We start from the raw sequence: 14,546 nt of genomic DNA on the forward strand, positions 1-14,546 counted from the left end.
AATCGCCGGGACGGTAATTGGATATTCGCACCTAACGATTAGGGAGTTCCATGAACAAGGCAATCATCACCGTCGTCGGCCAGGACACTGTCGGCATCATCGCACGCGTCTGCACCTACCTTTCCGCGCACAAGGTCAACGTACTCGACATCTCCCAGACCATCATCGACGGCTTCTTCAACATGATGATGATTGTGGACTATTCCAATACGGACAAGGAATTCGGCGAGGTTGTGGACGACCTCGACAAGCTCGGCGAGGAGATCGGCGTGCGCATCCGCTGCCAGCGCGAGGAGATCTTCACCAAGATGCACCGCGTCTGATCCGCGGCGCACGTGAGTCATCCAAGCAACCGAAGCTACGAATCGTACCAATCGTAAGGAAGAACCATGCTGAATATCATGGAGGTCCACGAGACCAACAAGATGATCGAGCAGGAGAAGCTCGACGTGCGCACCATCACCATGGGCATCAGCCTGCTGGACTGTGCGGCCGACAGCGTCGACGAGGTCTGCGAGAACATCTACAACAAGATCACCACGTATGCCAAGGATCTCGTATCCACCGGCAAGGCCATCGAACGCGACTACGGCATCCCGATCGTCAACAAGCGCATCACCGTCACCCCGATCTCGCTGGTCGGCGCAAGCTCCTGCAAGAGCTCCGAGGATTTCGTCAAAATCGCGCACGCGCTTGACCGTGCGGCCAAGAAGGTCGGCGTCGACCTGATCGGCGGCTACTCCGCGCTTGTGTCCAAGTCCATGACCCCGGCCGAGGAGATGCTCATCCGCTCCCTGCCGCAGGCGCTCTCCGAAACCGACATCGTATGCTCCTCCGTGAACGTGGGCTCCACCAAGACCGGCATCGACATGAACTCCGTCGAGCTGCTCGGCCATATCATCAAGGACATCGCGCACGCCACCGCCGACAACGACTCCTACGGCTGCGTGAAGTTCGTGGCGTTCTGCAATGCCCCCGACGACAATCCGTTCATGGCCGGCGGCTTCCACGGCGTGACCGAAGGCGACGCCGTGATCAACGTCGGCGTCTCCGGCCCCGGCGTGGTCTCCCGCGCGTTGGACGAGGCCAAGGGCAAGGACTTCGAGTTCCTGTGCGAAACCATCAAGCGCACCGCGTTCAAGATCACGCGCGTCGGCCAGCTGGTGGCCCAGGAAGCCTCCCGCCGCCTCGGCATACCGTTCGGCATCATCGATCTCTCGCTCGCCCCGACCCCGGCCGTGGGTGATTCCGTTGGCGAAGTGCTGGAGAAGATCGGCCTTGAGCAGGTCGGTGCCCCGGGCACCACCGCGGCGCTCGCCATGCTCAACGACCAGGTGAAGAAGGGTGGCATCATGGCGTCCTCCTACGTGGGTGGCCTGTCCGGCGCGTTCATCCCGGTCTCCGAAGACAAGAACATGATCGATGCGGCCACCAACGGCTGCCTGAAGATCGAAAAGCTTGAGGCCATGACCTGCGTGTGCTCCGTCGGTCTTGACATGATCGCCATCCCCGGCGACACCACCGCATCCACCATTTCCGGCATCATCGCCGACGAGGCAGCCATCGGCATGGTCAATCAGAAGACCACCGCCGTGCGCGTGATTCCGGTGGAAGGCAAGGGCGTGGGCGAGATGGCCAACTTCGGCGGCCTGATGGGCTACGCGCCGATCATTCCGGTGAACCAGACCAGCTGCGAGGCCTTCGTGACCCGCGGCGGCCGCATCCCGGCACCGATCCACTCCTTCAAGAACTGATCGATTGATCGCGCCGCGTATTCGCGTTCGTCCCTGCTTCGGCCCCTCTGCGGAGGGGCCGTTGTGGTATTCCGTGCGATGAGATGGCTGCGGTCTCGGTGGGGGAGAGCGGGTCCGCGCATAGAGGTTTGCGATGCGGGCGTACAGATGAATATGGAGCGTGCAAGCGCGGATTCACAGGAAACTCGCAGAAAAACATGGTGGTTCCTGAAGGTTTGGGAGGTTAACTATGTCTCAGCTGCAAAAAGCCCCGAACCGCAAGGTTCCCGATAATTGAATCCCCATTCTTCTCTCTTCCTTCTCTCTTCTTCTCTCTTCTCTGAGCCCGGAGGCCTCCACTTCCGGGCTTTTTTGTTGATCATTGATTTCTTGATGCTGGTGCCGCATAGATTGAAATCAATCGTCTCTTGTATAACAGTAGTGTATATAAGTTATACATACTATTAATATGTATACTACTGTTATAGAAATATCCTTATGAGAAACAGGGGTACGAATGTTCGTAGGACGAGAACACGAGCTTAACGTGATGCGCCGGCTGTATGAACGTCGTGGTTTTGAAATGGTCGTACTATACGGACGCCGGCGAATAGGCAAAACCTCCCTTATCGAGGAATTCGCAAAAGATAAGCGAGTCCTGTTCTTTACGGCATTGCAACAAAGCGATCTGCTGAACCTGCGTGGATTCTCCGCGGCCATAGCCGAATTCTACGGGCAGCCTTCGGAAATGCCGCCCTTTGCCACATGGCAACAAGCCTTTGGCTACATAGCCAAGCGAGAACAGGAATCCAGCACGCCGATGATATTGGTATTCGACGAGTTTCCTTATGCGGCACTCGCCAACACCTCCCTTCCTTCGGCTCTGCAAATCGCCATCGACCATGATCTCAAGCGGACCAATGTGATGCTGGTTCTTTCCGGCAGCAATGAAGGATTCATGGAAAGCAAAGTGCTCGGCGCGAAGAGCCCGCTGTTTGGCAGACGCACCGCACAGATTCGCCTGCAACCCTTCAGCTATCTGGATGTTGCGAAATTCCTGCCGAACACCCCGCCGGTTGAGCAGGTAGACTATTACGCCACCTTCGGTGGCACACCGTATTACCTGAGTCAGCTCGACGAATCGGCCGGCTATCAGTCCAACGTCATCAACCTCTGCTTCGACAAGCTCGGCACGCTGTATGAGGAGCCGATGATGCTGTTACGTGAAGAGTTGCGCGAGCCGGCCATCTATTTTTCTGTGATGCAGGCCATCGCAAACGGCGAATCGACGCCCAAGGCGATCGCGGAGCATTCCGGAGTCGAGCATGGCAACATCAACCTGTACCTGCAAACACTCAACAATCTCGGCCTTGTCGAAAAGCGAGTGCCGTTCGGCGAAAAACCGGAACGCTCGCGCCGCGGCATGTACACCATCAAAGACCCCTTCTTCGCATACTGGTTCCGCTTCGTGGGGCCCAACATGGGCGCCGTGGAACAGAATGCGGGCAGTATCGCCGCACATAGGTTGGCTCTCGGCGAAGCGTTCGCTACCTATGTAGGCCAGCAATTCGAAACGATCTGCGCCCAATGGCTGGCCTATGTCAACGCCGCCGGAAAGCTTCCGTTCCTCGCCACTTCCTTCGGGAAATGGTGGGGGACCAACCCAACGAAACACGAACAGACTGACATCGACGTGATCGCGGCCGACGCCTCATCGAAGACCATACTGCTTGGCGAGTGCAAATGGCGCAACAATCTTGACGAGACCGAGACCATCGAGGCTTTACGTGACCGTGTCGGATTAGTTCGAGGATTCGCCACCACTCATCTGGCGGTATTCACCAAAAAACCTTTGAGCAAAGCCACACGAGCGAAATATCCCGAACTCATCGCCGAATCGGTAGACGATTTGTATAGTGCGTTGTAAATCCTATTCAGCAGCATGCATTTGTCCGTTTCCGGTTCATCTGGCGGATCTATTGCCCTGTCCAAGTCATAACCATCCGGATACCATGTCATAACCCATCCGGATAGGCGAGATAGAAGTCTAGATATGGTGCAATGGCTGAAAACAATAATCGCGGTGAAAGTGACGAATGATGCTACTTTCACCGCGATTGTTGAGAGGTGTTGGGAGGTTGCGTTAGAGCTTTTCTCCTCACGCCCCGGTTGCAATTATGGACGAGCCTTGCGGCTCGCCTGTATTGCTTCCTCGCTCGGCACTGTCGTGCCTCGCTCGGCGGGGCTACTTGGAAGCGCACTGCGCTTCCAAGTCACGCCCCGGGAAGTAGGGATTGTGGATCGGCCTTTGGCCGGGCCGTCATGTTTCCTCGCTCAGGCCTGTCGGCCTTCGCTCGGCGGGGCTACTTGGAAGCGCACTGCGCTTCCAAGTCACGCCCCGCCAGCAAATCCCAGTTGGCGCCAGGCTTCGTAGATGGCGATGGAGGCGCAGTTAGTAAGATTCAGGCTGCGCAGGCTCGGGCGCATCGGCAGACGCACCTGCTCGGCCACGTATGGACCGGCCATGATGTCCATCGGATCGGGGATATTGCCCGGTTCCGGGCCGAACAGCAGAATGTCGGTCGGCCTGTATTCGATGTCGGTGTACAGCTTGGTGGCGTGCGCGGTGAATGCGATGATGCGCGAATCGGGCATCGATTCCACCAGATCCTCGAAATTCGGGTGCAGCACCACATGCGCCATGTCATGGTAGTCGAGTCCCGCACGGCGCAGCTTGGTATCCCGCAGATTGAAACCCAAAGGTTCCACCAGGTGCAGAATCGTGCCGGTCACGGCGCACAGGCGGATCGCGGAACCCGTGTTGCCCGGAATACGCGGGGAGTAGTAGCACAGGTGCGGGGTGGAGGTCTCCGCCTTGGCCGCATCCTTCGCGCTCAGCATGGCGTCCACCACGGAAATCGGGTTGCCATGCGCGTCGGTCACCAGCTCGTCCGGGCCGTAATTGGACTTGCGGTACCCGTATTCGAACATCTTCTCGACCTTGGCCTCCGCCGCGGCGGTTTCGGCGTTCGGCGTTGCGCCCCGCGCGGTATCGGTATGCTCTTCATTCGTCATAAATGCTAAGAATAGGAACGATGAACGACACGAACACCATGCATGCGGCCCTGCGCGGCAACGCCACGACAATCGCCATTGAAACCGATGCCGACGAAATCGAAACGGCGCTCGCACAATGGTGGCACGACAATACGCGCGACCTGCCATGGCGATTCGGCCGCACCACACCGTGGGGCGTGCTCGTCTCCGAAGTGATGAGCCAGCAGACGCAGATGGGCCGTGTCGTGCCGTACTGGACGGCATGGATGGAACGGTGGCCGGACGCGGCCGCGCTCGCCGAAGCTCCCAAATCCGATGTGATCACCGCGTGGGGCAGGCTTGGTTATCCAAGACGGGCATTGCGATTGCGCGAATGCGCCCATGTCGTCGCATGCGATTACGCCGACGAGCTGCCGCGTACCTATGACGAATTATTGGCATTGCCTGGCATCGGCGATTACACGGCCAGCGCGGTGCTGTCGTTCGCTTTCGGCGAACGTATCGCGGTTATCGACACGAATATCCGTCGTGTGCTGTCGCGCGCGTTCGTCGGCGTCGAATCGTTCGGCGGAGCGGCAAGCCCGGCGGAACGCGCGCTGGCGAAACGGCTGCTGCCGGACGATGGCTTCGCGAAATGCCGTCGATTCGATCGGCCTTCCGTCGTATGGAACCAATCCGTGATGGAACTCGGCGCGACCGTGTGCACCGCGAAATCGCCGTTATGCGACGCCTGTCCGATTGCGGCGCAATGCGCGTTCCTGCGCAACGGAAGGCCAGGATTGGGGGAGCGGCGCACACGTCCCCGCCAACGGTTCCAGGGAACGGATCGTCAGGTGCGCGGACTGGTGCTGAACGCGTTGCGCGGATTACCGGACGGCGAGACGACGCTTGATCGCGGAAGCGTCGAAAAGCTCTGGAAGGATCATGTGCAGCTCGACAAATGCATCGCGTCGCTTGACGAGGACGGGCTTATCGAAATCCTGCCCGGAGGAGGCGTGCGGCTTCCTGACTGAGCCCACCTAGGCTTGCCTAAGCCTGTTTGAGCCCGCCCAGACCTGTCCGAACACGAAAACGATGCGCGCGGTGCATACGCAAACCGCTTGGAACACGGCACGCTAGACTGGGAGCCATGGCTCAAAAGACCTCTCCACGAACCGGTAAAAATCGTACGGAAAAACAGCAGGCGGTGTATCGTCGCCGTCGCATCGTCGTAGGCGTCGCCTTGGTCGTGGTGCTGAGCTTCATCGTATTCTGCCTGTATTCGCTTTCCCAAGGCATTGTGGCGGTCAACCGCGAAATCCATCACGCCGACGTGTACGCGATCTCCCGCAAGGAAGTGCCGACGCCGACCGGACAGCAGAAGAAAAGCAGCGTCCCCGATTGCGACGCGTCCGACATCGCGTTGTCGGTCACGCCGGCCGCGTCGAGTCTCGGCGTGGGTGATTCTATGGATTTCGCAGTATCCGTGAAATACAACGGCACAAGCAAGGCCGGCTGCCTGATCGACGTCTCCCAATCCGGCACGGTGCTGACGATCAAATCGGGCAAGGATGTGATCTGGAAATCGGACGTGTGCCCCGTGAATTCGGATTACCGTCTGCTGGTCAAGGGCGACGAGGTCAAGCAGACGATCACATGGCCGGGCGTGCGCTCCGGATCGGCATGCGCGGACGCGGCCGATTTGCCGAAGGTGGATCGGGGCGTGTACTCCGCCCAACTGTCGGTCAAGGGGCATGCGAAGACCAAGTCGGAGCCAGTCGGTATCACCGTGGAGTGAAAATCTATAGGGTATGCTATTCTCTTGACTTTGCGTAGATGCGTGTCATATAGCGGGCACGCTGACAAGGAAGAAGCGCCCGCGTATTCGGCATATGGTGGCCAATGAGAGCGCTTCCGGGGAAACATATCGATACGATTAGCGAGCGATAAGGAACGTCCATTGGCTGAGGCTACGACGAACACCACCACCATCATCGCACGCGCCGACCAGCACGACATTGATCTGCATAAGGCGTCGGACCGTGTGAATTTCGGCTCCATCCGCGAGCCCATTGATGTACCCTACCTGTTGGGTGTACAGACCGATAGCTTTGATTGGCTCATCGGCAACGAACGCTGGAAGAAGCGCGTCGAGGAGGACGAGGCGAACGGCACCAACACCGTGCCGCACACCTCCGGACTCGATGAGGTCTTCCAGGAGATCTCCCCGATCGAGAACTTCGCTCAGACCATGAGCCTGACCTTCTCTGATCCGTACTTCGAGGAACCGCGCCACACCGTGCAGGAATGCAAGGAGAAGGACTACACCTACTCCGCGCCGCTGTACGTCAACGCGGAATTCGAGAACGGCGACACCGGCGAAATCAAGTCCCAGACCGTGTTCATGGGCGATTTCCCGCTGCAGACCCCGCACGGCACCTTCATCATCGGCGGCACCGAGCGAGTGATCGTGTCCCAGCTGGTGCGTTCCCCGGGCGTGTACTTCGATCGCACCCAGGACCGTACCTCCGACAAGGAGGTCTTCGGCGCGAAGATCATCCCGAGCCGTGGCGCATGGCTCGAGTTCGAGATCGACAAGCGCGACGTCCTCGGCGTGCGTGTGGACCGCAAGCGCAAGCAGTCTGCCATCGTGTTCCTCATGGCCATCGGCATGACCAAGGATGAGATCGCCGACGCTTTCAAGGACTACCCGCTGGTCATGGACGCGCTCGCCAAGGAGACCGTGCAGACCCAGGACGAGGCTCTGACCGACCTGTACCGCAAGATCCGTCCGGCCGACACCCCGACTCCGGAAGCCGGCAAGAACCTGCTGGACTCCTTCTACTTCAACACCAAGCGCTACGATCTGGCCCGCGTCGGCCGCTACAAGATCAACCGCAAGCTTGGTCTGGAAAGGGACATCAACGACCGCAGCCTGTCCCGTGAGGACATCATCGCCACCATCAAGTACTTGGTCACCCTGCATGCGGGTGATACCAAGTTCCCGGGCAAGCGCGACGGCAAGGATGTCGACCTGCGCGTGGATGTCGACGATATCGACCACTTCGGCAATCGTCGTATCCGTCAGGTCGGCGAGCTGATTCAGAACCAGCTGCGCACCGGCCTGAGCCGTATGGAGCGTGTGGTTCGCGAGCGTATGACCACCCAGGATCCGGAGGCCATCACCCCGCAGTCCCTGATCAACATCCGTCCGGTGAACGCCACCATCAAGGAGTTCTTCGGCACTTCCCAGCTGTCCCAGTTCATGGACCAGAACAACCCGCTGGCTGGCGTGACCAACAAGCGTCGTCTGTCCGCTCTGGGTCCCGGCGGCCTGTCCCGCGACCGCGCCTCCATGGAGGTGCGCGATGTGCACCCGTCCCACTTCGGCCGTATGTGCCCGATCGAATCCCCTGAAGGTCCGAACATCGGTCTGATTGGCTCCCTGGCAACCTTCGGCCGCATCAACCCGTTCGGCTTCATCGAGACCCCGTACCGCAAGGTCGTCAACGGCCACGTCACCGACGAGGTCGAGTACATGACCGCTGACCGCGATGCCGAGCACGTCATCGCCCAGGCCAACCAGGAGCTCGACGAGAACGGCAACTTCGTCAAGAAGCAGGCCCTCGCCCGAGTCGGCGAAGAAGAAGCGGTCGATGTGCCGGTCAGCTCCGTCGATTACATGGACGTCTCTCCGCGTCAGATGGTGTCCGTTGGCGCATCCCTGATTCCGTTCCTGGAGCACGATGAGGGCCACCGAGCGCTGATGGGTACCAACATGCAGCGTCAGGCCGTGCCGCTGATCGAATCCGAGCGTCCGCTCGTGGGCACCGGCGCCGAATGGCGTGCAGCCGTCGATTCCGGCGACGTCATCCTGGCCGAGAAGCCGGGCGTGGTGACCTACGTGTCCGCCGACATCATCCGCACGATGAACGACGATGGCACCACCAGCTCCTACAAACTGGCCAAGTTCCAGCGCTCCAACCAGACCACCTGCTACAACCAGGTCCCGCTCATCCACGACGGCGAACGCGTGGAAGCCGGCACCGTGCTGGCTGATGGTCCGGCCACTCAGAAGGGCGAGATGGCACTGGGCAAGAACCTGCTTATCGCCTTCATGCCGTGGAATGGCTACAACTATGAGGACGCCGTGATCATCTCCCAGCGCCTCGTGCAGGACGACACCCTGAGCTCCACCCACATCGAGGAGTACGAGATCGACGCCCGCGAGACCAAGCTGGGCGCCGAAGAGATCACCCGCGACCTGCCGAACGTCGGCGAGGACGCGGTGGCCAACCTCGACGAGCGTGGCATCATCCGCATCGGCGCCGAAGTCGAAGCCGGCGACATCCTGGTCGGCAAGGTCACCCCGAAGGGCGAGACCGAGCTGACTCCGGAAGAGCGTCTGCTGCGCGCCATCTTCGGTGAGAAGAGCCGTGAGGTGCGTGACACCTCGCTGCGCGTGCCCCATGGCGAGACCGGTACCGTCATCGCGGTCAAGGAGATCACCCGTGAGGATGCCGAGGAGGACGGCGACGAGCTGCCGAACGGCGTCAACCAGATGATCCGCGTCTACATCGCCCAGCATCGTAAGATCACCCAGGGCGACAAGCTCTCCGGCCGCCACGGCAACAAGGGCGTCATCTCCCGCATTCTGCCGGAAGAGGACATGCCGTTCCTCGCCGATGGCACCCCGGTCGACATCATGCTCAACCCGTTGGGCGTGCCTTCCCGAATGAACCTCGGTCAGGTGCTGGAACTGCACCTCGGCTGGATCGCACACGCCGGCTGGGACATCTCCCTCGATCCGGATGCCGAGGCCGCTTGGAAGAAGTACGTGCCGCAGGGCGCCGAAAAGGGCGCTCCGGGCACTCCGGTGGCCACCCCGGTGTTCGACGGCGTCCGTCCGGAAACCATCAAGGGCCTGCTCAGCTGCACCCTTCCGGACCGCGACGGCAACAAGCTCGTCGGCCCCGACGGCAAGGCGACCCTGTTCGACGGCCGTACCGGCGAACCGTTCCCGAAGCCGATCTCCGTGGGCTACATGTACATGCTGAAGCTGCACCACCTGGTCGACGACAAAATCCACGCCCGTTCCACCGGTCCGTACTCCATGATCACCCAGCAGCCGCTGGGCGGCAAGGCTCAGTTCGGTGGCCAGCGCTTCGGCGAGATGGAGGTGTGGGCCCTCGAGGCCTACGGTGCCGCCTACACGCTGCACGAGATGATGACCACCAAGTCCGATGACGTCGACGGCCGCGTGCGCGTCTACGGCGCCATCGTGAAGGGCGACAACCTGCCGCCGGCAGGCATCCCGGAGTCCTTCAAGGTGCTGCTCAAGGAAATGCAGTCCCTGTCCCTGAACGTCGAAGTGCTCAACGCCGAAGGCGTGGCCATCGACATGAAGGACGAGGACGACGATCCGTCCAACGCCTCCGACGACCTCGGCTTCAACATTGGCGCGCGTCCCGACGCGCAGGCCAAGGAGGAGCAGGCCGCAGAGGAGCCCGAATTCCAGTGATCGAACGGGACGGCCGCGACGCATGACAAGCGCCGCGTCGCGGCCGTCCCCCCCCCCGACAAACGTGATAAGCATTAAGAATCGATAGACAGGACAATAGAGTGCTGGACGTCAACGAATTTGACAAACTGAGGATCGGACTGGCCACCGCCGACGACATCCGTAACTGGAGCTACGGCGAGGTCAAGAAGCCGGAAACCATCAACTACCGTACCCTGAAGCCGGAGAAGGATGGCCTGTTCGGCGAGCAGATCTTTGGACCTACCCGCGATTGGGAATGCGCCTGCGGCAAGTACAAGCGCGTGCGTTTCAAGGGCATCGTCTGCGAGCGCTGCGGCGTGGAAGTCACCAAGAGCCGTGTGCGTCGTGAGCGCATGGGCCACATCGAGCTCGCCGCTCCGGTGACCCACATCTGGTTCTTCAAGGGTGTGCCTTCCCGTCTGGGCTACCTGCTGGACATCGCTCCGAAGGATCTGGAGAAGGTCATCTACTTCGCTGCCTACATGGTCACCAAGGTGGACGAGGAGCAGCGTCACCAGGATCTGCCGGATCTGCAGCAGGAGTTCGACAACGAAATCGCCAACCTCGAGAAGCGTCGCAACGCCGAAATCGAGGATCGTGCCAAGAAGGTCGAAGCCGATCTGGCCGAGCTCGAGGCCGAAGGAGAGGCCAAGGGTTCCGCCCGCGCCAAGCTGCGTAACAGCGCCGAGCGAGAAATGGCCGCCATCCGTACCCGTTACGACGAGCAGATCCAGCGTCTGAGCGCTGTGTTCGACCGCTTCAAGAACCTGAAGCCGGGCGATATGGAAGGCGACGTCGACCTGTGGCGTGAGATGGAGGATCGCTATGGCGATTACTTCGAAGGCTGCATGGGCGCCGAAGCTATCAAGAAGCGTCTGCAGGACTTCGACCTCGAGGCCGCGGCCAAGCAGCTGCGCGAGGAGATCGACACCGGCACCGGCCAGCGCAAGGCGCGCGCCCTGAAGCGTCTGAAGGTCGTCAACGCGTTCCTGACCACCGGCAACAAGCCGGAGGCCATGGTGCTCGACGTGATTCCGGTCATCCCGCCGGATCTGCGCCCGATGGTGCAGCTCGACGGTGGCCGCTTCGCCACCTCCGATCTGAACGACCTCTACCGTCGTGTGATCAACCGTAACAACCGTTTGAAGCGACTCATCGAGCTGGGCGCTCCGGAGATCATGCTCAACAACGAGAAGCGCATGCTCCAGGAAGCTGTCGACTCCCTGTTCGACAACGGCCGTCGTGGCCGTCCGGTCACCGGCGCTTCCAACCGTCCGCTGAAGTCCCTGAGCGACATGCTCAAGGGCAAGCAGGGCCGTTTCCGTCAGAACCTGCTTGGTAAGCGTGTGGATTACTCTGGCCGTTCCGTGATCGTGGTCGGTCCGTCCCTGCGCATGCACCAGTGCGGTCTGCCGAAGCCGATGGCGCTCGAGCTGTTCAAGCCGTTCGTCATCAAGCGCCTCGTGGATCAGGGCTTCGCGCAGAACATGAAGAGCGCCAAGCGTCTTGTGGATCGCGCCGATCCCGAAGTGTGGGGCGTGCTTGAAGAGGTCATCTCCGAGCATCCGGTGCTTCTGAACCGTGCGCCTACGCTGCACCGTCTGGGCATCCAGGCCTTCGAGCCGATCCTGGTGGAAGGCAAGGCCATCCACCTGCCGCCGCTTGCCTGCGCCGCGTTCAACGCCGACTTCGATGGCGATCAGATGGCAGTCCATCTGCCGCTGTCTGCCGAAGCCCAGGCCGAGGCCCGTTCCCTGATGATGGCTTCCGACAACATCCTGAAGCCGGCCGATGGCCACACCGTGACCATGCCGTCCCAGGACATGATCCTCGGTCTGTATTACCTGACCACCGTCACCGACGGAGCCAAGGGACAGGGACGTGTGTTCTCCTCGCTGGAAGAGGCCGAAATGGCCCTCGACAAGCATGAGATCGACATGCAGGCCAAGGTGCTCATCCGTCTGCCGAAGGACTTCGTCCTGCCGAAGGATTGGGAGCCGGGCGAGGTCAAGGTCGTTGATCCGGAACCGGGTAGCCCAGACGTGGTCAAGGAGGAGCGTTTCCATGACGGCTCCATCCTGTTCGCCACTTCCTATGGTCGTATCCTGTTCAATGGCACGCTGCCGGTCGATTATCCGTTCGTCAACGAGCAGGCGCCGAAGAAGCGTCTGAGCAAGATCGTTGACGACATCGCGACCCGTTACTCCACCGCCCAGGTGGCCGCCACGCTGGACGCGCTGAAGGATCTGGGCTTCACCCGCGCACCGTGGTCCGGTGTGTCCTTCGCGTTCTCCGACGTTATCCAGCCGCCGGAACTTGACGATTACATCGAGAAGTACGAAGGCGAAGCCGACAAGGTCAACGAGAACTACGAAATCGGTATGCTTACCGAAGAGGAACGCCGCCAGGAGCTGGTGGACCTCTGGACCAAGTGCACCAGCGAGGTCTCCGAGGCCGTCGAGAAGCACTTCGATTCCAAGAACAACCTGGCCATCATCGTGCAGTCCGGTGCACGAGGAAACATGATGCAGATCAACCAGATCGCAGGCATGCGAGGCCTGGTAGCAAACCCGAAGGGCGAGATCATTCCTCGACCGGTCAAGTCCAACTACCGCAAGGGTCTGTCCGTGCTGGAATACTTCATCTCCCAGCACGGCGCTCGTAAGGGTCTGGCCGATACCGCACTGCGTACCGCAGAGTCTGGTTACCTGACCCGTCGTCTGGTGGACGTCTCCCAGGACGTGATCGTGCGCGAGGAGGACTGCGGCACCAAGCGTGGTTTGGTCATGAAGGTCGGCGAACGCGATGCCGACGGCAACCTGCATCTGGTCAAGGCCGCCGACGGTGGTCCGTACTCCCGTCTGCTCGCCTCCGATGTCATCGATCCCGCCGACGGCGAGACCGTGCTATACAAGGCCGGCGACGCCCTGTCCATGGACGTGCTCAATGATCTCGTCGCCCACGGCGTGGAAGAGGTCAAGGCCCGTTCCGTGCTAACCTGCGAATCCAAGCGTGGCGTGTGCGCCAAGTGCTACGGCTGGTCCCTGGCCACCAACAAGCTGGTGGACGTCGGCGAGGCCGTCGGTATCGTGGCCGCTCAGTCCATCGGCGAGCCTGGTACCCAGCTGACGCTTCGTTCCTTCCACTCCGGTGGCGTCGCATCGGCTTCTGATATCACCCAGGGTCTTCCTCGTGTCACCGAGCTTTTCGAAGCCCGTACCCCGAAGGGCGAGGCCCAGATCACCGAGTTCCCGGGCGTGGTCAAGGTGGAGGACACCGAGCGTGGCCGCCAGGTGACCTTGACGCCGGACGACAGCTCCATCGAGCCGATCGTCTACACGGTGACCCGTCGTGCGCCGATGCTTGTCAAGGATGGCGAGCACGTCGAAGCCGGCACCCAGCTGACCGAAGGTTCCGTCGATCCGAAGAAGATCCTGCGTATCCTCGGCCCGCGCGCCGCGCAGGTCAACATCGTGGAAGGCGTGCACACCGTGTACCGCTCCCAGGGTGTGGATATCCACGACAAGCACATCGAGGTCATCGTGCACCAGATGCTGCGTCGTATCACCGTGATCGATTCCGGTGACACCGCCCTGCTTCCGGGCGAGCTCGTGGATCAGGCACGCTTCAAGGCCGCCAACATGGAGGCCGTGAAGAACGGTGGCAAGCCCGCCGCCGGCCGTCCGGAGCTGCTGGGCATCACCAAGGCCTCCCTGGCTACCGATTCCTGGCTGTCCGCCGCATCCTTCCAGGAGACCACCCGCGTGCTCACCGAAGCCGCCCTGAACCAGAAGGTCGATGACCTGAAGGGTCTCAAGGAGAACGTCATCATCGGTAAGCTCATCCCGGCAGGTACCGGCCTTGCCCGTTACCGCAACGCCACGGTGGAGCCCGACAAGGCCATCCGCGACACCATCTACCCGAACTTCGGTCTGGGTGGGGAAGGCGCCGACACCTCCTTCGGCGATGCCGATTTGTCCGATGTGGACTTCTCCAACATCGATTTCGGCGATCTGAAGCTCGGCGACGACTTCAATCCGGATGACTTCCTGAACGATAACGGTGGTCAGATGGATCTGGGCGACACCACCGTGTGACGCCGACCGCGCGATAGTCGAAAGACGAATCGTCCTACATGACGAGGGGGCGGAACCGACCGATACTGGTCGGTTCCGCCCCCTCGTCGTATTTGCTGCGGAAACACGACGAGATGCGCAATGGGGATACTTTAATGG

The 14,546-nt window shown here is 60.8% G+C and carries 8 protein-coding genes; 7 read left to right on the forward strand and 1 reads right to left on the reverse strand.

From position 1 onward, the window contains the following. The first annotated feature begins 50 nt into the window (after nt 1-50). The 3 genes from OU26_RS04615 (at nt 51) to OU26_RS04625 (ending at nt 3,660) form a co-directional block, all read left to right on the forward strand. A complete protein-coding gene (locus tag OU26_RS04615) occupies nt 51-323 on the forward strand; it encodes an ACT domain-containing protein (protein ID WP_026647175.1) in 273 nt (90 codons plus the stop codon). A gap of 66 nt (nt 324-389) precedes the next feature. Then, nucleotides 390-1,754 carry a PFL family protein gene (locus OU26_RS04620; RefSeq protein WP_026647174.1) on the forward strand — a complete coding sequence of 455 codons (1,365 nt, stop codon included), beginning with the start codon at nt 390-392 and terminating at the stop codon, nt 1,752-1,754. Between the two features lie 496 nt (nt 1,755-2,250). Beyond that, a complete protein-coding gene (locus OU26_RS04625; protein WP_026647173.1) occupies nt 2,251-3,660 on the forward strand; it encodes an ATP-binding protein in 1,410 nt (469 codons plus the stop codon). A gap of 464 nt (nt 3,661-4,124) precedes the next feature. Here the strand turns inward: OU26_RS04625 and OU26_RS04630 are convergent, their stop codons facing one another. Then, on the reverse strand, nt 4,125-4,808 hold the full coding sequence (locus tag OU26_RS04630; RefSeq protein ID WP_081815657.1) for a tRNA (cytidine(34)-2'-O)-methyltransferase: 684 nt from the start codon (nt 4,806-4,808) through the stop codon (nt 4,125-4,127). A 38-nt stretch (nt 4,809-4,846) separates the two neighbouring features. On the opposite strand from OU26_RS04630, the gene OU26_RS04635 reads away from it, so the two are divergent. From OU26_RS04635 to OU26_RS04650, 4 genes are all read left to right on the forward strand, one after another. Further along, nucleotides 4,847-5,803 (forward strand): HhH-GPD family protein, encoded by a 957-nt coding sequence (locus OU26_RS04635; RefSeq protein WP_420312121.1) that lies wholly within the window; start codon nt 4,847-4,849, stop codon nt 5,801-5,803. A gap of 116 nt (nt 5,804-5,919) precedes the next feature. Further along, nucleotides 5,920-6,567, forward strand: coding sequence for a hypothetical protein (locus OU26_RS04640; protein ID WP_026646815.1), 648 nt, complete (start codon nt 5,920-5,922; stop codon nt 6,565-6,567). Nucleotides 6,568-6,729: 162 nt separating this feature from the next. Further along, nucleotides 6,730-10,290: a DNA-directed RNA polymerase subunit beta gene (gene rpoB, locus OU26_RS04645; RefSeq protein ID WP_026646816.1), complete on the forward strand. Its 3,561-nt coding sequence runs from the start codon at nt 6,730-6,732 to the stop codon at nt 10,288-10,290. Between the two features lie 101 nt (nt 10,291-10,391). Beyond that, a complete protein-coding gene (locus OU26_RS04650) occupies nt 10,392-14,408 on the forward strand; it encodes a DNA-directed RNA polymerase subunit beta' (protein ID WP_026646817.1) in 4,017 nt (1,338 codons plus the stop codon). Nucleotides 14,409-14,546: the final 138 nt, after the last annotated feature.

Origin of the sequence: Bifidobacterium ruminantium DSM 6489, assembly GCF_000770925.1 — a bacterium.
Taxonomy (GTDB): Bacteria; Actinomycetota; Actinomycetes; order Actinomycetales; family Bifidobacteriaceae; genus Bifidobacterium; species Bifidobacterium ruminantium.